The 20,806-nt window shown below is 40.9% G+C and carries 20 protein-coding genes and 1 other annotated feature; of the genes, 9 read left to right on the forward strand and 11 right to left on the reverse strand.

Annotation, left to right across the window (positions count from 1 at the left end):
- The first annotated feature begins 406 nt into the window (after positions 1–406).
- From ACGHCK_RS08505 to recO, 7 genes are all read left to right on the forward strand, one after another.
- Complete coding sequence (locus ACGHCK_RS08505) at positions 407–853, forward strand: hypothetical protein (RefSeq protein WP_251422151.1); 447 nt, start codon at positions 407–409, stop codon at positions 851–853.
- Between the two features lie 86 nt (positions 854–939).
- Positions 940–1,083: a hypothetical protein gene (locus ACGHCK_RS08510; protein ID WP_251422148.1), complete on the forward strand. Its 144-nt coding sequence runs from the start codon at positions 940–942 to the stop codon at positions 1,081–1,083.
- A gap of 184 nt (positions 1,084–1,267) precedes the next feature.
- Positions 1,268–1,873 carry a hypothetical protein gene (locus tag ACGHCK_RS08515; RefSeq protein WP_251422145.1) on the forward strand — a complete coding sequence of 202 codons (606 nt, stop codon included), beginning with the start codon at positions 1,268–1,270 and terminating at the stop codon, positions 1,871–1,873.
- 5 nt (positions 1,874–1,878) lie between these two features.
- Positions 1,879–2,322, forward strand: coding sequence for a hypothetical protein (locus ACGHCK_RS08520; protein WP_251422142.1), 444 nt, complete (start codon positions 1,879–1,881; stop codon positions 2,320–2,322).
- A 182-nt stretch (positions 2,323–2,504) separates the two neighbouring features.
- Positions 2,505–2,804 carry a hypothetical protein gene (locus tag ACGHCK_RS08525; RefSeq protein WP_251422139.1) on the forward strand — a complete coding sequence of 100 codons (300 nt, stop codon included), beginning with the start codon at positions 2,505–2,507 and terminating at the stop codon, positions 2,802–2,804.
- An 89-nt stretch (positions 2,805–2,893) separates the two neighbouring features.
- Positions 2,894–3,286, forward strand: coding sequence for a DUF722 domain-containing protein (locus ACGHCK_RS08530; protein WP_251422136.1), 393 nt, complete (start codon positions 2,894–2,896; stop codon positions 3,284–3,286).
- 277 nt (positions 3,287–3,563) lie between these two features.
- Positions 3,564–4,331 carry a DNA repair protein RecO gene (gene recO, locus ACGHCK_RS08535; protein WP_251422133.1) on the forward strand — a complete coding sequence of 256 codons (768 nt, stop codon included), beginning with the start codon at positions 3,564–3,566 and terminating at the stop codon, positions 4,329–4,331.
- A 31-nt stretch (positions 4,332–4,362) separates the two neighbouring features.
- Here the strand turns inward: recO and lpdA are convergent, their stop codons facing one another.
- The 8 genes from lpdA to trpS all read right to left on the reverse strand — a co-directional run bounded on the left by lpdA (position 4,363) and on the right by trpS (position 13,204).
- A complete protein-coding gene (gene lpdA / locus ACGHCK_RS08540; protein WP_202230101.1) occupies positions 4,363–5,784 on the reverse strand; it encodes a dihydrolipoyl dehydrogenase in 1,422 nt (473 codons plus the stop codon).
- A gap of 23 nt (positions 5,785–5,807) precedes the next feature.
- Entirely contained in the window at positions 5,808–7,394 is a 1,587-nt protein-coding gene (locus ACGHCK_RS08545; protein ID WP_271328096.1) for a 2-oxo acid dehydrogenase subunit E2, read from the reverse strand.
- Positions 7,387–8,367, reverse strand: coding sequence for an alpha-ketoacid dehydrogenase subunit beta (locus tag ACGHCK_RS08550; RefSeq protein ID WP_251420485.1), 981 nt, complete (start codon positions 8,365–8,367; stop codon positions 7,387–7,389). Before ACGHCK_RS08550 ends, ACGHCK_RS08545 begins: the two co-directional genes overlap by 8 nt.
- A gap of 2 nt (positions 8,368–8,369) precedes the next feature.
- The gene (locus ACGHCK_RS08555) at positions 8,370–9,494 is read right to left on the reverse strand and encodes a thiamine pyrophosphate-dependent dehydrogenase E1 component subunit alpha (protein WP_251420483.1); all 1,125 of its coding nucleotides are present in this window, start codon (positions 9,492–9,494) and stop codon (positions 8,370–8,372) included.
- Positions 9,495–9,527: 33 nt separating this feature from the next.
- Positions 9,528–10,523 carry a lipoate--protein ligase gene (locus ACGHCK_RS08560; protein WP_202230097.1) on the reverse strand — a complete coding sequence of 332 codons (996 nt, stop codon included), beginning with the start codon at positions 10,521–10,523 and terminating at the stop codon, positions 9,528–9,530.
- A gap of 207 nt (positions 10,524–10,730) precedes the next feature.
- A complete protein-coding gene (locus ACGHCK_RS08565) occupies positions 10,731–11,498 on the reverse strand; it encodes a glycerophosphodiester phosphodiesterase (RefSeq protein WP_271328095.1) in 768 nt (255 codons plus the stop codon).
- Positions 11,499–11,517: 19 nt separating this feature from the next.
- Positions 11,518–12,156 (reverse strand): HD domain-containing protein, encoded by a 639-nt coding sequence (locus ACGHCK_RS08570; RefSeq protein WP_251420481.1) that lies wholly within the window; start codon positions 12,154–12,156, stop codon positions 11,518–11,520.
- A 16-nt stretch (positions 12,157–12,172) separates the two neighbouring features.
- Positions 12,173–13,204, reverse strand: a complete 1,032-nt coding sequence (gene trpS / locus ACGHCK_RS08575) for a tryptophan--tRNA ligase (protein ID WP_251420479.1) — start codon at positions 13,202–13,204, stop codon at positions 12,173–12,175.
- A gap of 68 nt (positions 13,205–13,272) precedes the next feature.
- Positions 13,273–13,495 (reverse strand) — a binding site (T-box leader).
- 125 nt (positions 13,496–13,620) lie between these two features.
- Between trpS and ACGHCK_RS08580 the strand changes: the two genes are divergently transcribed.
- Both ACGHCK_RS08580 and mgtA read left to right on the forward strand, forming a co-directional pair.
- On the forward strand, positions 13,621–14,061 hold the full coding sequence (locus ACGHCK_RS08580; protein WP_251420476.1) for an OsmC family protein: 441 nt from the start codon (positions 13,621–13,623) through the stop codon (positions 14,059–14,061).
- Between the two features lie 386 nt (positions 14,062–14,447).
- A complete protein-coding gene (mgtA, locus tag ACGHCK_RS08585) occupies positions 14,448–17,045 on the forward strand; it encodes a magnesium-translocating P-type ATPase (protein WP_271328094.1) in 2,598 nt (865 codons plus the stop codon).
- A gap of 120 nt (positions 17,046–17,165) precedes the next feature.
- On the opposite strand, the gene plsX is transcribed toward mgtA, so the two are convergent.
- The 3 genes from plsX to ACGHCK_RS08600 form a co-directional block, all read right to left on the reverse strand.
- Positions 17,166–18,158, reverse strand: coding sequence for a phosphate acyltransferase PlsX (plsX, locus tag ACGHCK_RS08590; RefSeq protein WP_202230091.1), 993 nt, complete (start codon positions 18,156–18,158; stop codon positions 17,166–17,168).
- 115 nt (positions 18,159–18,273) lie between these two features.
- Complete coding sequence (locus tag ACGHCK_RS08595; protein ID WP_251420470.1) at positions 18,274–19,083, reverse strand: Cof-type HAD-IIB family hydrolase; 810 nt, start codon at positions 19,081–19,083, stop codon at positions 18,274–18,276.
- Between the two features lie 75 nt (positions 19,084–19,158).
- A complete protein-coding gene (locus tag ACGHCK_RS08600; protein ID WP_202230089.1) occupies positions 19,159–20,787 on the reverse strand; it encodes an ABC-F family ATP-binding cassette domain-containing protein in 1,629 nt (542 codons plus the stop codon).
- Between the last annotated feature and the right edge of the window lie 19 nt (positions 20,788–20,806).

The raw sequence follows: 20,806 nt of genomic DNA on the forward strand, positions 1-20,806 counted from the left end.
AAATACTCCTACTTCCTACCGACACCCTTTGAAACCTTATAATTACTGGTTTTATAGAGGTAGTAGTGTTGGTAGGGAGTGGGAACAATATCAGGATTAAAGGGCAAGGGGGTGGGTAATTGAAAGGAAAATAGAAATGACTGAATTTGAAAAAAATTCTTGAAGAAATGAGCGCATTAAACCAGAACTTAGAAGAAATCTCTACCGCTATGCAATATATGGCAGAAATTAGTATAGATGACTATGGGAACGTGAGAATAGGCAGGCGCTTATAGATGTCAGCAACCTCAGAAAACCACATATTTTTAGCAACTTGTCAAAACCTGTCATTTGCGAGGACTTAACAAAAGTTAACATTTAGCGCACTTAGCAAATTAAAAAAATTAGAAAAAAGGAAATTACACCAATGGAACTTACAGACCTAACCCAAGAACAGAAAGACAAACTCTATTTGAAAATAATCGATGCAGTGAAATCTGGTGGAGCTGACAAGGAGGTCATGGAGTTGATACTTGCAGAACATCCCAAACTTGTATACATCAAAGAGCAAGATTACAAGGACTTTCTAATAACAGAAAGTGAATATTTGAAGCAACGGCTAGAGCAAACACGAGCAAAAACGGAGCAATTAGAGGCAGAATATTCAGCGCTTAAAGCCCACTATGAAAAAAGCGTTTCAAAGATTGCTCAACGTCTCCGAATGGACCAACAAGAAGCCCATAGCTTCATGGATTGGCTTTATTCACACAATCCTAATCCGCTAGTTATTGGATTACGTCCAATCCTAGAAATCATCAGCATCTACTGGCGACTGTTCAAAAGAAAAAAATACATCGCTAAAGTGGAGGAATAATCATAGACAAGATAATTAGAGTCTGTGACTTCATCACAGGCATACCAAGTCGAGGGCTGGAACAACTCGCTGAGGAGTTCCAGCCATTGCCACAGAAACAGATAGACAAGCGCGATCCACTCAATGCCGATAACTCTTTCTTGGGCTTTAGAGCAAGACCTTTACAACGCAAGAATGGAGTTCGATATGAGGGTGAGACAGAGGGAGGAGAGGTAAAACTTTTCGAATAAATAGGCTGTTTTAATGATTTTTATTAAAGGGCTATAAATACAGTGAGCAAAAGGAGTTACAGCTTGTTAAGCGACTTCCGATTATACTATATACTTACCATAAGAAAGAGAGCAGATATGAGAGTGAGAGAACCTACACATATTGAAGAACACCAAAAATAATAGAAAAATGGAGAAAACATAAATGAATGACTTTGAACAAATTGAGAATCACTTTTCAGCATTGAAAACAGAAAACCAAACAGCTATTCAAGTAGCAACGGATAATATCCTAAAAGCTGAGCAAGCTCAAACCAAAGCAGATAAAGCCTTACTTGCTGCCGAGGAAGTGGTGGACGTTGCGGCTTACAACAAAGCTAAGGATGAAATCTGGTCTGCTAAGCACGCAAAAGAATTGTATCAAAAGCAAAAGAGCAAACTCGAAAACGAGATGCTTGTCGGTAAAGATGAATACACTTCTATGCTGAACGTTATCAAAGAGACCGCGGACAACATGCAAGAGGAATTGAATGTAAAAGCTGCTGCCCTAGTTGCCGAGCTGCAATCACTTGCAGGCCAATCGCGATCAGTTACCTCAAAGGCAAATGAACTCATGCACACAGTGCAGTACGATCTTTACAAAGATCAAGCAGGCTTTATCACGAAGAATGGTCGGCGCTTCACTCAACCCAAAGAGTACAAGCCAAATGAAACGGTACATCAGTTTTATAAAGCCAAAATTAAACTATCCTATCTTGGCAAACGTAATGGCGAGACCGAGAACGATAGTAACAATAAATACTGGGGGTAATTATTATGGCAACATCACTTAAACAGAATCAAGATGGGTCAGTTGAAATTAATATCCCTGTCCTATTTAAAAATGCAGAAGCTGAGCGCAAGGAGCGCGAGACAAAGCAGACTGAAAGCATGCACAATCACTTCAAAAAACTCAGTGATAAGCACACAAAAGAACGGTCTGATGTAATTGAACTATCACGAAAAGCCTTTGAATCTGAGCGCAAGGAAGCCGAGGTCAAGCGAGCCGAGGAGATGGCACTTGAGAAGCAGCGAATGACTGCTGAGATTGAAGCCAAGTATAATGACCAAGGCGTTAAGTCTGAGGCTGAGAAAATCAGAGACGCAGCTTATCGCAAACTGCTTACAGGTTCAACCGATCCAGTTCCAGAGTCTGAATCGTATGAGACTAACAAAGATAAGGCTTATCGCAACTTTACAGAAAATCTTTTTAAAAAATAATTATTAAAAAAATATTTTTGTTAAGCATTCAAAAAATGGCACGTTAAAAATCTTGAAACCGACTCAGAAAAAACAAAAAGAGGGGGGGATACCACCCTCCCCTGGGATGAGCCCGAGCTTCACGCCGTCACTGTACATTTTTTCTCATGCGTGTGTTTAACATTAACAAAGGAGGCCCGAAAATGAGCCAAAGACCGTGCAAAATATGCGGGAAATTGTTCTTTACAGGCAGACAAGAACGCTACTGTAGCAATGCCTGCCGTAAGGAAGCAAGAAAATCTGTCCGCAAGAATTGGGAAAATAAAAACCCTGATTACATGAGGCAGTATATGCGAGAACGTCGCTCAGGCAATGGTCAACGTCCCGAAAAGGGTAAATCTACCTCAGCGACTGAATCCAAGAAATGCCGCATGTGTGGTGAGCCTGTGAAAGCTGAGGCTGTCTATTGTAGCCCAGCCTGCCGATTGAACGGTAGACAATAAGGCGTAAAAAACGCCACCCCTCACGCAATGGGCGACGTCCTTTCATCGAAAAACTGTAAATCTATTATACCATTTTTGAGGAGGTAACGATGCCAAAAGTAGATAAACTTGATCGCTTGATAGGCGACTATCTAACTGGACGGCTTGATGCAGCAATTAAGATGCGTGAGCTTTATTTGAGACGGCCAAAACACCAAGATAGCTTAGGTGTGCAAGTTCAGCGCAACAATACCGCACCGCAAGAAGCAGCCTATATACGTGTGGAAAGTGACGATCGTTTAGCTGAATTGAAGTATCAAAAGGAAATCTTGGATATTTATTGGTCAATAGCTGACGAGGATACAAAGGAGGCTCTCGCTCTTTACCATAAGCGCGGGCTAAACTGGTCTGGTGTATCAATTGAAATGTATATCAGCCGAAAAGCGTTGTACAAAATTAACTGCAAATTCAAAGACAGTATCAGAGACCTTTTAAGTATTTGAGCAGGCTTCCGATTTTAATTCCTGTGCTGACTTGCTTATCTATGTTAGATTAGAAAGCCATATTTAGAAAAATAAAAATGCGCGTGATTTGTGTATGAAAAAAGCCGTATATCAACGATATACAGCCCCTTGCCTGACAAAAAATAGTTACGTTTTTAACTACGTTTTAGTTGAAATTCATTGTATGTTATTTAGACTTAATTTTGCATTATCACCGATATTTTACGTTTAGTGACACTCATTAGACCTTATTTTAGTGGTGTGGTAAAATATAAGAATGAAGAGTGTTGAAACCCGCGGGCTTGTCCTGTATACTAAAAATTATCGTGAAAAGGACAAGTTGGTCAAGATTTTTACAGAGTCTTTTGGCAAGCGCATGTTTTTTGTCAAAAATTTCGCGCATTCTAAGTATTCTAGTAGTCTTCAAAATTTTACTTCCTCTAATTTTACAGGGACAATCAATGATGTAGGTCTTTCTTTTCTTGATGATGTAGGTGAAACAGTCATGTACAAGCATATCAGCGAGGATATTTTTCTTAATGCTCATGCTTCCTATATCATTAGTTTGGCTGATGCAGCTATACCTGATAACCAATATGATTCAGCCTTATATGGTTTTTTGATTAAATGTTTGGATTTGCTGAACCAAGGATTTGATAAGGAAATTATTACGAATATTTTTGAGTTACAAGTTTTAAATCGTTTTGGGGTTAGTTTGAACTGTAAGGAATGTGCTTTTTGTCATAGTCAGCAAGGTCCTTTTGATTATTCCTATAAGTTTAATGCTTGCCTTTGCAAAAATCATTTTGATGAGGATATGCGACGCTTGCAGCTGGATCCTAATGTTATTTACTTGGTCAACCTTTTTCAAGAAATATCTTTAGATCAGCTTGAAAAAATCTCTGTTAAGGAGGAGATGAAGCAGAAAATTCGTTTATTTATTGATGGACTCTATGATGAATATGTGGGGATTCATTTGAAATCTAAGAAATTTTTAGACAGTATGAAAGATTGGGCCGATGTTATGAAAAACGGACCTACATAAAAAAGCATCAATTCGATGCTTTTTTATGTACTTAGATATGTATAGGTAATCCGTCAGCAATCTCAGCTGTATCCATAATCGCTTCACCAAGTGTTGGGTGAGGTTGGATAGTCAATGAGATATCTTTCGAAGTCAAGCCGTTTTCGATCGCAAGAGCAAGACCTGAAATCAAGTCAGAAGCCCCAGGACCAACGATTTGAGCACCGATAACGGCACCTTCTTTATTGTCTGTAATCAAACGGATGAAACCAGTTGTATCATCCATTGAGATAGCACGACCGTTAGCTGCAAATGGGAATTTGCTGATTTTAACTTGATCCATGCGATCTTTTACAGATTCAGGTGTTTCACCTACAGTAGCCAACTCTGTTGTGGTATAAGCAACAGCAGGGAGGGCGATATGCAAGTCAACAGCGTCTTCTCCGCCCGCAATGGCAGCAGCAGCAATCTTTGCTTGGAATGATGCTTTGTGTGCGAGCATTGGTCCAGGAACAACGTCACCGATAGCATAGATGTGTGGTACAGAAGTTTGGAATGAATCGTCGACTTCGATAAGTCCACGATCTGTCAACTTAACGTCAGTATTGTTAAGACCTAACATGTCAGTATTTGGACGACGACCTACTGATACGAGCAAGTAGTCACCAGTAACTGTTTGTTCTTTACCGTCTACTTCGAAAGTTAAAGTAACATCTGTATCTGTTTGAGTCGCAGATTTTGCCATAGCAGAAGTGAAGATTTCTGAACCAGCAGTTTTTACGCGGTTAGCAATGATGTCTGACATTTCTTTATCAAAACCATTTAAGATGTGGTCTAAGCCTTCAACGATAGTGATTTTAGAACCCAACATACGGTAGGCCCCACCAAGTTCAGAACCGATAACACCACCACCAACGATGATAAGGTGTTTAGGAATTTCCTTAAGGTTAAGCGCACCTGTAGAGTCAATAATGCGTCCGCCGTAAGGGAAGCTTGGGATTTCAATTGGACGTGAACCTGTAGCAATAATTGCATTTTGGAAGTTCAAGAGTTGGAAACCGTCTTCTTGTTCTACGTTGATTGTTTCATTATCAATGAATTCAGCAGTTCCTTTAATCAACTCAATTTTATGCTTTTTCAGAAGCATTGCGATACCGCCAGTGAGTTGCTTCACAACTTTTTCATCTTTCCATGCTTGAGCAGCTGCCCAATCAAGATTTACTTCACCGTTAGAAAGCCCAAACGGACTTTTGCCTGCTTCTTGTTTAAGGGCGTCTTGATAGTGGTGACCCACATTAATCAAGGCTTTTGAAGGGATACAACCAATATTAAGGCAGACCCCACCTACGTTATCTTTTTCGATAACAACAACTTTTTTACCGAGTTCAGCCGCACGGATGGCCGCAACGTAACCGCCAGGGCCTGATCCGATGACAACTGTATCTACTTCAGTGGCTTGTGCACCAACAACCATAATTATTCTTTCCTCTTTTCTTCTTAAACTTCCATGAGCATGTAAGCTGGGTCAGCCAAAAGACTCTTAAGATAGTTCAATGAACCTTGTCCGAGCATACCATCGATGAGACGGTGGTCATAGCTCACAGAAAGCTTCATGTTTTGACCAACAGCTAGTTCACCTTCAGCGTTAACGATAGGTTCTTTAACGATTGAACCAAGACCGAGAATCATAACGTCAGAGCCATTGATAATTGGTGTAAACCAAGTGCCGCGGGCAGAACCAATATTTGAGATTGTGATTGTTGAGCCACGCATTTGGTCTGGTTTGATAGAACCTGTACGTACCGCTTCAGCAAGTTCAGAAATTTCTTTAGCAATGGTAAAGATTGATTTCTTATCGGCATTTTTAATCACAGGCACATAAAGTCCGCTTGGCGCATTTACGGCGATACCGATGTTTACATCATTATGGTAAACGATATCTGTACCATCGATAGAAGCGTTAATTTCTGGGAATTTCTTAGCTGTAGCAGCCAAGGCTTTAGTCACGTAAGCAAGGTAAGTAAGTTTAACGTCTTGTTTAGCCGCAATTTCTTTGTACTCTTTACGGTGAGCAACAAGTTTAGAGACTTCCACTTGGTCAAAGTTAGTAACCGCAGGGATATTTGCATTTTGTGTACTCATCGCGTTTGAGATAGCTTTACGCGTTGGTGTCATTGGCTCACGACGATCGCCTTCGGCTGCTTGTACAGGGGCTGGAGCTGGTTTAGGAGCAACAGGTTTAGCTGCATCAGCCTTAGGAGCTGGTCTAGCTTCAGCGGAAGCTGCAGCTTTAGGAGCAGCTGCGCCAGAAGCAAAGGCTTTGACATCTGCCAAGGTTGTATGGCCATGACGACCTGTAGCTTGAACTTGAGTTAAATCAATACCGTGTTCACGCGCATAGTGACGTACAGATGGCATCGCAAGAACACGGCCGTCTGCAGTCGTACGTGTTGTAGCACCACCCTCAGTTTTAGGAGCAGAAGCTGCTGTATCGGCAGTTGCTGTTGGAGCTGCTTGCGGAGCTGATGTAGGAGCGGCTGTAGCACCATTACCGTTGTATTCGATAAGTGGAGCGCCGACTTCAACAGTTGTTCCAGCCTCAACAAAGAGTTTTGTAACTTTACCAGAGTAAGGAGACAAGATTTCTTGCATCAATTTGTCGTTTTGTACTTCAGCCACAGGATCATCTTCTTTGACATCGTCTCCAACTTTTACAAGCCAGTTAGCGATGTCACCTTCGTGCATACCTTCACCGATATCAGGCATGGTGAAGATTTGAGTCTCACCTGAAGGAGCTTCAGAAGCAGCAGCGGGTGCCGCTTCAGCAGTATCAACTTCGCTTGAGCCATCTCCATCATATTCGATAAGCGGAGCACCCACTTCAACAGTTGTTCCAGCTTCAACGAAAAGTTTTGTTACCGTACCAGAGTAAGGAGACAAGATTTCTTGCATCAATTTGTCGTTTTGTACTTCAGCCACAGGATCATCTTCTTTAACGACATCTCCGACTTTTACAAGCCAGTTAGCGATATCGCCTTCATGCATGCCTTCGCCGATATCAGGCATTTTAAAAATTTCAGTCATAATTTACTACCTCTTTCACTTTGTTCACAATATCGTCTGCTTTAACTGCCCAGTCATTTTCGGCTTGAGCAAATGGGAAGATAGAATCTGGCCCAGCTACACGGCCGATAGGTGCTTTAAGTGACAGAACAAAGCGTTCTGAGATTTCCGCCATAACGTTAGCAGCAATACCCGCTGTACGTTGTGCTTCTTGAACGACAACAACACGTCCGGTTTTTTCTACTGTCTCACCGATTGATTTGATATCAAGAGGCGATACGGTACGCAAATCAAGAACTTCAGCGCTAATCCCTTCTTTTTCGAGTTGTTCAGCAGCCTTGATAGCCAGAGGAACTGTACCACCGTAAGCGATAATCGAAACATCTGAACCTTCTTTGGCAACGACTGCTTGATCCAAAGGTGTTGTATAGTAGCCTTCCGGAACTTCTCCTTTCATAGAACGGTAAAGGTGCAAGTTTTCGAGGTACATTACTGGATCATTGTTTTCAATGGCAGCCAAAAGAAGTCCTTTAGCATCTGCTGGATTTGATGGCATAACGACACGAAGTCCAGGAATTTGAGCAAAGAGCCCTTCGATAGAGTCGGCGTGCATTTCAGGTGTTTTTGTACCGATGCCATAAGGTGTACGGATAACAATTGGGTTATGACGTGTATTGTTGAAACGGTAACGTGTACGAGACATTTGTCCAGCAATGGAGTCAAAAACTTCATAAACAAATGTACCAAACTGGATTTCCATGATTGGACGGAAGCCTTGAGTTGAGAGACCAATTGCCAAACCACCAATACCAGATTCGGCAAGTGGTGTATTGAAGACACGGTCTTCACCATATTTTGCTTGGAGTCCATCAGTTGCACGGAATACCCCACCATTTTGCCCAACGTCTTCACCGAAGATTAATGTATTTTCGTCACGTTCAAGCGCCAAGTCAAGCGCTTCTGTGATTGCTGCAATATAAGTTTTTACTGCCATGTTTACTTGCCCTCACTTTCAAATTTTGCAATTTGCTCAACCATTACTTGGCTAGGTACTTCGAGTGTATTTTTCAAAAAACTTGATATTTTTTGTTTTTCAACATTGTTTGCTTTCTTGATGTCTGCATCGATACGCGCATCAAGTTCAGCGATATAAGCTTCTTCTTGAGCCTCATCCCAGATACCTTTTTCAGTCAAGTAAGTGCGCATACGGAGCAATGGCTCTTTCGCCCACCAAGCATCAAGGCCTTCTTGGCTACGGTAACGAAGTGGGTCATCACCAGCTGTTGAGTGAGGCTCCAAGCGGTTAGTAAGGGCTTCAATAACGACTGGACCGTTACCAGCAACAGCCCAAGCGCGTGCTTCTTTAGCTGCCAAGTACATCGCAATAGCATCGTTACCATCGACAACGATAGATGGTGCACCAGCTGCCCAACCTTTAGCTGCCAAGTGAGGCGCCGCTGTTTGGAGTTCACGTGGTGTTGAAATTGCATAGCCATTATTTTGGATAAAGGCAACAAGTGGTGCTTTGTAAGCAGAAGCAAAGTTAATCCCTTCATAAGTGTCCCCTTGAGAAGAACCACCATCACCAGTGTAAACAAAGGCAACGGCATCTTTTTTACGCTTTTTCAGTCCTAAAGCGACACCAGCCGCTTCAATATATTGTGCACCGATAATGATTTGTGGGAACCAAGATTTTACTTCAGCGCCTTCGTCTGTTGTATACTCGTTACCGAGTTGGTGTCCACGAGACCAGAGGAGCCCTTTCCAGATTGGCCAGCCTTTAGCATAAATCTGTGGCAAGTCACGGTAACCTGGGAAAAGCCAGTCTTCATCAGTGAATGCAAAAGCAGAAGCCATTTGAGAAGCTTCTTGACCTGCAGTGGGTCCAAAGAATCCCATACGACCTTGTTTTGCAAGTTTCATGCAACGGATGTCGATTTGACGGCTAAGCAGCATGTTTTTAAAGAGTTCTACTAAATCTTTATCTGAAAGATCGGCGCGCTTAAGACCCTCTTCGTCAACGATTTTTCCGTTTTCGTCTAAGATTTGGAGCGTCGGAAACGCGCTGTCTTGTAATTCTAATTGTTTTTTGAAATCGAGGATTTTTGTGCTGTTTGACATAAATATCTCCCTTTCTTCTTCATTCTCGTTTTTTTAAACCAATTCATCAGCCTTGAAAAGCTGTGAAAGTTCATTGTTTTCAATTGTTCCAAAATATTGTCCTTCTTTATTCTTTTCTAGAACCTTAAGTACAGCATCTGGATTAAACGGAAGACCTATAAAGTCTTGTTTGATGTCACGCCAATCGCGGACACCCAAGAAATCCCCCAAGAAATTAATATCAGTAATCAGACCATTATTGACATCAACTTGGATATCAATTGATCCACCAGTAAATTTGGCGTGGTTATTGAAACTGAACTTAGGACTTTCACCGTAATTCCAATCCCAAGTCGAAAATTGCTCATCACGTGCAGCTTTTATACCCGCCAGCTGTTCATCATTCAGAACATATTCGCCATCCTTACCCTGATTGGTTAAGTAATATTTGAGTGCATCAATAAAAGTATCTAAATTCAAATCAGGTGCAAAGTCCTTGATATTTCCGACACGTGCGCGTACAGATTTAGCAGCCTTAGAGACAAACTTTTCATCAGAGACATTGAGTGAACGAATCATCGCCTCCACGTCAGTATCCCAGAGCAAAGTACCATGATGCATAAGGTAACCACCGGCGTAACGCTGTGCATTACCAGAAACTTTCTTTCCAGCAATTTCAAGATCATTTCTTCCAGTAATTTCAGCTTCAATACCAAGAGAACGAAGCGCATCATACATGGGTTTCACGAATTGATGAAAGTTAACTTGGGCTGAACTGGCTACAGGGACAAAAAATGTAAAACAAATATTTCCCTCGTCATGATAGACAGCACCGCCACCAGATACGCGCCGTACAACTTGCACATCATGTTGATCAATATAATCTTGATTTATCTCAGCAAAAGTATTTTGGTTACGTCCGACGATAACAGCACGCTTGTTTTGCCAAAGGGCAAAAACAGGCTCCTCTGCCTTCAGATTATTTAATAACCAAGAATCCATCGCAATGTTGGTATAGGCATCCTGCCCGAGATAATTAATATATTGCATAGATTCTCCTTTCATTAGAAATATATGTCAAATGTATTTCCCATTTAACACATACAAACTCATTATATCCCTTGTGAAATAGAAAGTAAAGGAAAATGACTCCGCTATCATAAGCGACTATTGTACAATTTTATGATAAAGTTTGTGAATTTTTTCTGGATATAAAAAACATGCGTAGAGCATGTTTACAATGAGAGGAGTTTTATCTTACTTTTGACTGATTTTTCGAATTTTGAGCGCTTTTTCAGGAAAGTCTGTGAAAATTCCAGATATGTTATGCTGAAAAGCTGAGTACATGTCTTTTTCTGAATGAATTCCCCAAAGCCGAATCGGTTTACTGCCCGGTGCTAATAGTTTCTTATGTCTAAAAACATAATTTTTTTTCAAATGAAGGCTTGTGATAAAGCTTCCTACTACGGAGAGATCCACTCTTTGAAAAGTTTTTCCTGCAAGATAGGCGATTTCGTCTTTAATGCCTAGTGCGTGTAAGTTGCGAAGTGTGTTTACATTAAAAGAAGAGTAGATGACTTTAAAGGGAAAAGTTTGAGTGTTCATCAAAGTAAAGAGCTGTTTTTCAATACCAGGATAATTTATGATATCGGTCTTAATCTCTATGTTCAGATAACCTGCAAAGTTTTCCTTTAGCAGCAAATTCAGAACTTCTTCTAAAGTGGGTATTTTTTCTTTGTAGAAAGCCTTGTCAAACCAAGAGCCAGCATCGAGTTGTTTTAATTGGGCTAGGGTCATATCACAAACACGGCCTCTTCCAGAAGTTGTTCGATTAACTTTTTCGTCATGAATGACGACCAGATGATTATCTTTAGACAGGTGGACATCGAGTTCGATACCGTCTGAGTTTACATGCAGAGCTTCCTGAAAAGCTGCCAAAGTGTTTTCAGGTCGATTACATTTTGAACCTCTATGGGCAAAGATAAGACACGTGCCCTGAGGAGGAGAGTTTTTTTCAAAATTCACAGTTAAAACATCTGCCTTTCTAGCTATCATATTCTTCCTCAATAGCAGTGACAAAATCACGCATAATTTTATCTCTCTTCTGGGCTAATTTTTTAGCATGCGCTGTATTCAATAAATCTTTGAGCAGAAAGAGCTTTTCGTAAAAATGATTGAGCGTTGTCCCTTCACTTTGATGATAGTTGCTTTTACTAGAAAAATGTTGAGGTTTTATGGTGGGGTCATATAAGGTGCGACCTTTGGACCAGCCATATTCTAAAGTCCGCACAATGCCCCAAGCGCCCATCGCATCAATGCGGTCGGCATCTTGGACGATTTGACCATTGATGTCGAGTTCTTTTTTCTCTAAAAGATTGGCAGAATAACTCATATTATCAATGATGTAAAAGATTTTATCCTGTTTCTCTTTAGAAAAATCTAAGGAGGTTAAGAAGGCTGCAACCTCTTGTTTTTGTTGGGCGACATCGGAGCAGATCTTTTCATCATAGGTATCGTGCAGGTAAGCAGCAGCAATAACTAAATCAGAATCTGCAAGGGGTTCCGTAGCAAGGATTTGTTTTGCGAGCTTGACAACACGACTGACGTGATCAAAGCCATGTCCGTCATAGTTGTTCTCATAGATTTTTTTGGCAAAGGCAGCAATTTTTTCTTGAGTTGTCATAAGTTTTTGTGTTCTTTTATTTGGCATCAAAGTAGTTAAGGCCCATCGCTGATTTTACTTCAGATAAGGTATTTGCAGCAACAGCACGTGCTTTTTCAGAGCCATCTTTAAGCATGTCATAAACAGCCCCCATGTCTTTAGCGAATTCGATGCGGCGTTCACGAATTGGAGAGAGTTCACGGTCGAGAATGTCTAATAAATAGCGTTTAGTTTTTACGTCTCCTAAGCCGCCCGCTTGATAATGCTCTTTCATCTCAGCGATAGTAGTAGCGTCTTCCTCACGTCCAAAGACATCAAGATAATGGAAGACCATATTGCCCTCAATTTTACCTGGATCCTCAACCTTGATATGGTCGGGATCTGTATACATGCTCATCACTTTCTTTTTAAGCGTATCCATATCATCAGCCAGATATATGCCATTACCAAGCGATTTAGACATTTTTGCATTCCCGTCAAGGCCAGGAAGACGTCCTGCCGATTCATTTTCTGGATAAAGTCCTTCAGGTTCAACCAAGACATCACAGTTGTATGCATTATTGAAAGAGCGTACAATTTCGCGACATTGTTCAATCATTGGTTTCTGGTCGTTCCCTACAGGAACCAGATTGGCTTTAAAGGCTGTAATATCTGCGGCTTGAGCGATAGGATAAACTAAGAAACCGGCAGGAATGGATTCGCCAAAGGCTTTTTGCGCAATTTCTGTTTTAACGGTAGGGTTACGTTCAAGTCGTGCTAGGGAAACCAAATTCATGTAATACATTGAAAGTTCAGCCAGTTCAGGAATTTGGGACTGGATAAAAATGGTTGATTTTTCTGGATCGAGACCAGCAGCCAAATAATCTAAAGCCACGTCTCCAACAGATTGGATAATTTTTTCAGGTTCCTTGGCATGGTCGGTGAGAGCTTGTTGGTCGGCAAGGAAAACAAACATGTTATATTTTCCTGTGTTTTGTAGTAGCACACGATTTTTAAGTGAGCCAACATAATGTCCGATATGGAGTTTGCCCGTAGGACGATCGCCAGTTAGGATTGTAGGTTTATTCATGATAGTTCTCTCCTTTTTGAGGTACAAATTTTTGTAACAAAAACGCCCGTAAAGCATTGTAAAAATACTTTACGGGCGTTATCACGCGGTACCACCGTAATTCGAAATTCTTTAAGAATTTCCTCGAGCTCGTCATAGAAACGAGTGCTTTGTTAACGGGAGCAGCCGTGATTTATATTGCTTAAAATCATTTTGTTATTATCAGTCCATTCACTTTTCTGAAAACACTGGCTTGCACTACCGCCAACTTCCTAAAGAATTCTTTGAAAAGTTACTCTTCTGATAGTTCAAATTCTACATTTATTTTCACATAATGTCAAATATGTCTGAGTCCAATCTCTTGAAAAGGCCATAATAAAATCCTATACTTGGGCTATAGGCTATCCAACTATTTATAATATGAAAAGGAGAAATATATGGCAAATGTATCCACAGCATCCGCACAATGGCAAGGGGATTTAGAAAATGGTTCAGGTACCATCAGTCTAGACTCTTCACAGGTATTTACTGATACGCCCTATAATTTTGAAGCGCGTGCAGAGCATTCAGCATCCATAACAACACCTGAAGAACTTCTGGGTGCAGCTCATGCCGCTTGTTTTAGCATGGCATTCTCATTGCTTTTAAGCGAAAAAGGTTACAAAGTCGATAACATTTACACCCAAGCAGATGTGACCTTTGCGGTAACAGCAGACGGTCCTGCAATTACAAAGATTCATCTGAAAAACCAATCGAAAATTGCTGGGATTTCTGATGACGAATTTCAAAAGTTAGCAAAAGAAATCGAAGCAACATGTCCGGTTTCTAAAGCTTTGATTTCAGTTCCTATCGAGTTGGAAGCAGAATTGCTCTCCTAGTTTAGAGTGACCAACTGCAGGTAAGATAGGAAACGGCAGATAAAAAAGGAGTTTTGCACCGTTGTCAGAGAGTTAGAAATATGTTGCAGACTGTCAATCAAGTGTTAACCTAATTTACAGTAAGTACTTCATAAAGAAGTGACAGATAAATTGTAATTAAAAGTACTAGTAATAGTGCTTTTTTATTTTTGTGTACCGAATTTAAGAGCATAAGGAGGCTTTTGGAGATAAAATCAGACTGTTTCCTTAATATTCATAAGAGGACTTCTCAATATTTTTTCGATATTTATAGTAGAATAGAGAGAGGAATTTCGCAAACCACACCATAAAAAAAGAAAAGTAAACTTTTTAAAGGTTTACGCCCTAGAGATGAGGGAGGTGCACGTATGCAAAAAATGAAAACAAACAAAAACGAAGTGCTTAAAGAGTTGGCACAGTTGAAGCGTGACGAGCTTTTTGAACGTTTAAACACGAGCTTTACGGGTTTGAACGCTGAACAGGCTGAGGAACGTTTAGACGAATATGGACCGAACGTGGTTGCGAGTCAGCAACCCATTCCCTGGTATATCATACTGCTTCATGCTTTTAAAAATCCTTTTGTTCTTGTCCTTGCTTTTTTAGCAGCTGTTTCGGCATTGACAGGAGATATGGAGGGGGCACTTTATATGTTGCTCATGATTACCGTATCTGCTGGTGTAAGTTTTGTGCAGGAATACAAATCACAAAAGGCTTCAATTGCTCTGCGTGAGATGATTGAGAACACTACAAATGTTAAGCGCGGAGCGGAGAGTTTTGAAATCCCCATGGATGAAGTTGTCCCAGGAGATATCATTCAGCTTCAAACGGGAGATATGATTCCAGCGGATGCTATTCTTCTCTCACACCGTGACCTCTTTATCAATCAAGCCTCTTTAACCGGTGAATCTTTCCCTGTGGAGAAGCGTTTACCCGAAGATTTAGATGAAGACGAGCAAATTGACTGGAAAGTAATCTCTGCGCTTGATGCGCCCAATGTTCTCTTTATGGGGACCGATGTCTTATCAGGAAATGGAGAGATTTTAATCGTTAAAACTGGTGCTTCAACTATGTTTGGCGATATTGCCAGTAAGGCAACTACTACAAAGGTTGAATCATCCTTTGATAAAGGTTTGAGCCGTGTGAGCCGCATGCTTTTGACCATGGTTGCTATCATGTTTCCTATCGTATTAATTTTGAACTGGGTAACTAAGGGAGATTTTGAAACATCATTCTTCTTTGCAATCGCTGTAGCTGTCGGTCTTACACCCGAAATGCTGCCAATGATTGTCAATGCCAACTTGGCTAAAGGCGCAGTAGCACTCAGTAAAGAAAAAGTTATTGTCAAAAATTTATCGGCTATTCAAAATCTCGGCTCAATGGATATCCTCTGTACAGACAAGACAGGTACGATTACAGAAGACCGTGTCGTCATGGTTGAATATGTAAACTCACGTGGCAATAAGGCAGATGAAGTATTAAATTCAGCCTTTATCAATTCTAACTTCCAAACTGGCTGGAAAAATCTGATGGACGTTGCTGTGATTGACTATTTCAAAAAACTAGGACGCGAATTTCCCGATGAAAATATTACAAAAGTTGATGAGATACCTTTTGATTTCTCACGCCGTCTTTTGTCTGTCGTTGTGAAAACTGACAATAAAAACTTGATGGTCACAAAAGGCGCAGTTGAGGAGATGCAAGCCATCTGTACGCATGTGATGGAAGACGGGAAACGTGTTGAAATTACGGAAGAGCGTTTAGCAGAGATGAAAGAAGTTAACCGTGAAATGAATATGCAAGGCATGCGTGTTCTCACCATTGCGGAGCGAATCATTTCAGATGAAGAACTCGAAGATTTTGATGCTGCCAGTGAGCGTGATATGACCCTTGTCGGTTTTATCGGTTTCCTTGATCCAGCCAAAGAATCTGCAGCAAAAGCAATCCATAGTTTACAAAATCACGGTGTAACTGTAAAAGTGTTGACAGGTGATAACGCCATTGTCGCGCAAAAGGTTTGTGAAGATGTTGGAATTCCAGTTGACCGTTATTGTATCGGAAGTGAGATTGATCTTATGGATGATGAGGAACTGTTCAACACGGCTATGGAAGTGCATCTTTTTGCAAAATTAAATCCAATGCAAAAAGCACGTATTATTGAGCTTATCCGTAAGGTTCATACTGTCGGCTTTATGGGAGATGGAATAAATGACGCCCCAAGTTTACGTGCGGCAGATATCGGGATTTCAGTTGACACTGCAGCCGACATCACTAAAGATGCCTCAAATATTATCCTACTCGAGAAAAGTTTACAGGTCTTGGAAACTGGTGTAACTGAAGGACGTAAAGTCTTTACAAACATGATGAAGTATATTCGTATCACTTTGTCTTCAAACTTTGGGAATGTCTTTTCCGTTTTGGTGGCCAGCGCCTTTTTGCCTTTCTTGCCCATGCTCAGTTTACAAATCTTAACTTTGAATCTGATTTATGACATGAGTCAACTTTCAATCCCTTGGGATAATGTTGACGAAGAAGACATTGCTCGTCCAGTGAAATGGCAAACTAAAGGTCTTGCCCGTTTTGCATTTATTGTTGGACCCGTGTCTTCTATCTTTGACATCATCACTTTCCTTGTATTGTGGTATGTCTTTGGCTTTAATACAGTTGCCCATGCTAACCTTTTCCAAGCAGGTTGGTTCGCAGTTAGCTTAGGCACACAAGCTTTGGCTTTCCATATCTTGCGTACCAAAAAAGTCCCCTTCTTACAAAGTAAGCCTTCGTTGCCGGTTATCCTTTCCACAATTGGCGCATTCGTCGTTGGCTTTACATTGATTTTAAGTTCATATGGATCAATTATTGATTTGGCACACTTGCCTGTTCAATTCTTCTTCTACTGGTTCATCATTATCCTTGCTTACCTCTTGTCTTTACAGATTGTCAAAAATTTATATTATAAGAGCTACAACTAGCAAAAGAGGCTAGGAAAAAAGTCCAAAATAATGGAAAATCGCTCAATCACGGTCATTAAGAATGTCGTGGTTGAGCGATTTTGATTTTTTAGTTTTGGACCTTTGTCCCAGACTCTTTTATTATTCTTTATCTTCAAAATGTTTGACCAGTTGGCCAGTAACATCTGTTTCGAGCATCCGATGGATTTGGCGAATCGTTGAAACGATAGCTTCAGGGCTAGAATTACCGTGGGCTTTGATAACTGGTGCTTTGACACCTACTAAAGCTGCACCGCCTGCGCTATCTGTACTCATCGTATCTTTGAGCTTGCTGAGTTCCTTTTTCACAAGAGCACCACCGATTTTAGTGATAAAGCCTCCATTCATGATGCCGTTTTTAATTTGGCGCATCAGAACACTTGCGGTACCTTCAATGGCTTTAAGCACAGCGTTTCCCGTGAAACCATCAGCGACAACGACATCAGCTGCTCCAGTCAAGATGTCACGCGATTCAATATTACCAATGAAATTAATATCTTCAATATCTGAGAGCAAAGCGTGTGCTTCTTTGATCATTGTGGATCCTTTAGATTCTTCAGCACCGTTGGAGAGAAGAGCTACACGAGGATTTTTAACACCACGTACATTGGCTGCATAGTAGCTTCCTAAAACAGCGAAGTCAGCCAGATGTTCAGGTTTATTTTCAGCGTTAGCACCTAAATCTAACATATCAAAGCCTGTAGCATCTGCAGTAGGGAGGGTACTCATAAGCGCAGGACGGTCGATTTGTTTGATACGGCCGACAATAAATAAGCCAGCAGCAAGTAGAGCTCCGGTATTTCCAGCGGAAAGAACAGCATCAGCTTCACCATCTTTGACTGCTTTAACCGCACGGACGAGAGAGCTATCTTTTTTCTTGCGAATGGCTTTTACTGGCTCATCGTGGAAGTCGATAAGCTCAGTTGTTGCGATGATTTTTACATTTTTTTCATCTTCTAGATGTGCTTTAATAGCCTCAGGTTCTCCGTAGAGCTGAAACTCAATATTTGGAAATTCTTTTTTTGCTAAATTGATTCCTTTAACGATTGACTCGGGTGCAAAGTCGCCACCCATAGCATCAATTGCGATTCTCATAGTTTATCCTCCGATAATTTCTCTGTTCAATTATAACGAAAATCTCTTGTTTTAGCCAATATTGATTGAGGTTGAAAACACTCAAAAGAGTATGAGACACGGCTCATACTCTTGATTAATGTGTCAAAATAGCCTCAAGCTCACTCAAGACAGCCGCATCACGATTGTGACCGATAACCTTATCGGAAATTTGTAATACCTCAGGAATAGCATTCTCAACAGCAATAGCGGTACCTGCTAATTCTAACATCTCTAAGTCGTTGCTTTGATCGCCAAAGGCTGTAAGTGCCTCCGGACTTGATTGGAGGTGTGTGAGTAAGTGAGAGAGACCTGTTGCCTTGCTGATTCCTGCGGACATGATGTCAATAGAACGGAAACCAGTCGTTGTTGCACGAATATCAGTCATTTGTGCATTTATCCAGTCTTCACATTCACGGATTTTTTCTGGTGGAAACTCCACACAGACTTTTAAGATTTCATCTTCGATATCATGGACGGATTTTACTAATTTCAAATCAGAATAATAAATATTGGCAAATTCGACAAATTGCGGATCAGCGGTTTGAAGGGCATAAGCACCATTCAGTCCTGAAAAGAGAACAACATCACGGTGCATATGAGGATTTTGACGGACAAGATCAACGAGTTTGTTGGCTTTATCTTGTCCTAAAATGCTGCTGTAGAGAATCTCGCCTTGGTATTTAACCAGTGCGCCGTTTTCCGCACAGAAGGCGACTTGATCTTGGAACTCGTCAAAGAGCTCTTCTAAAGCCAAGAGTTGACGACCACTTGCTGCACAAAAAAGATAGTTTCTCTTTTTAAATTCTTTTAAGATATCACGTAGACGACTTTTATCGTAGGAACGGTTCTCATCGAGAAAAGTGCCATCCATATCTGTCGCAAATACTTTTAATTGCTTATTCATTTTGTCCCCTTACCAAAAATACTCCGCTTCAAGATAATCTTGGCGGAGCAACAATTTTTTCTTTTGAAGTTTATCTTAGTCTTCAGACCAAAGTTTTTTAACTTTAGCTTGGACTTCATCATTAGCCAAGAAGTCATCGTAAGTTTCTCCGATACGGTCGATGACACCGTTCTTAGAAATAACGACGATGTGGTTTGCTAATGTATTGATAAATTCATGGTCATGTGAAGCAAAGATAATGCTGCCTTTGAATTTTTTCAGTCCATCATTAAGTGCTGAAATTGATTCCAAATCCAAGTGATTGGTTGGATCATCAAGAACTAAAACATTTGCACGCTGTAACATCATTTTAGAAAGCATGACACGAACTTTTTCCCCCCCTGAAAGGACAGAAACAGATTTGAGTGATTCTTCCCCTTTAAAGAGCATACGCCCCAAGAAACCACGGAGATAAGTATTATCGTCTTCTTCTTTAGTCAAGACAAATTGGCGAAGCCAGTCCAAGATAGACTCGTCTGTCGCAAAATCACGGCTGTTGTCTTTTGGAAGGTAAGAACGTGATGAAGTTACCCCCCATTTAATTTCACCTGTATATTCGATATCGCCCATCAAGGCACGAATCAAAGCAGTCGTTTGGATGTCATTTTGACCGATAAAGGCAGTTTTGTCACCAGGTGCCAAGATGAAGCTGATGTTGTCGATGACTTTTTCGCCATCGATTTCCACAGATAAGTTTTCAACGCGGAGCAGGTCATTTCCGATTTCGCGCTCTTGCTCAAAACCTATAAATGGATATTTACGTGAAGAAGGGACAAAAGTTTCAACTTCAATTTTATCCAACATTTTCTTACGTGATGTCGCTTGTTTTGACTTCGAAGCGTTGGCAGAGAAGCGGGCGATAAAGTCTTGCAATTCCTTGATTTTTTCTTCGGCTTTACGGTTGGCATCGTTTTGGAGGCGGAGGGCAAGTTCAGAAGATTCTTTCCAAAAATCGTAGTTACCAGGGTAAAGTTTGATTTTACCGTAATCAAGGTCTGCCATGTATGTACATACGTTATTGAGGAAGTGACGGTCGTGAGAGACGACAATAACTGTATTTTCAAAATTAATCAAAAATTCTTCCAACCAGCTGATCGCTTGGATATCCAAACCATTGGTTGGCTCGTCTAAGAGAAGAACATCCGGCTTACCGAAAAGAGCGCGTGCCAGAAGGACTTTAACGTGTTCGCCAGCTGTCAAATTCGCCATGAGGTCATAGTGTTGTTCAGTCTTAATGCCTAAGCTTTGAAGGAGTTGAGCGGCTTCGGCTTCGGCTTCATAACCGCCCATTTCACCAAATTCTGCTTCGAGTTCAGCAGCACGCATCCCATCTTCGTCAGAAAAGTTTTCTTTCATATAGATGGCATTCTTTTCTTGGGCGATGGCATAAAGTTTTTCGTTACCCATCATGACAACATCAAGCGGTGTTTGATCTTCATAGTCATAGTGATTTTGACGAAGGACAGACATACGCTCGTTCGGTCCCATTGAAACGTGACCAGTTGTGGGTTGGATCTCACCGTCCAAGATTTTTAAGAAAGTTGATTTACCGGCACCGTTGGCACCGATCAAACCATAGCAGTTTCCTGCCGTAAACTTAATGTTAACGTCATCAAAAAGCTTGCGGTCAGAAAATTGTAATGAAACATCAGAAACTGTAAGCATGGATATATTTTTCTCCTAG

The organism is Lactococcus muris, assembly GCF_042849115.1.
GTDB classification, from domain to species: Bacteria; Bacillota; Bacilli; order Lactobacillales; family Streptococcaceae; genus Lactococcus; species Lactococcus muris.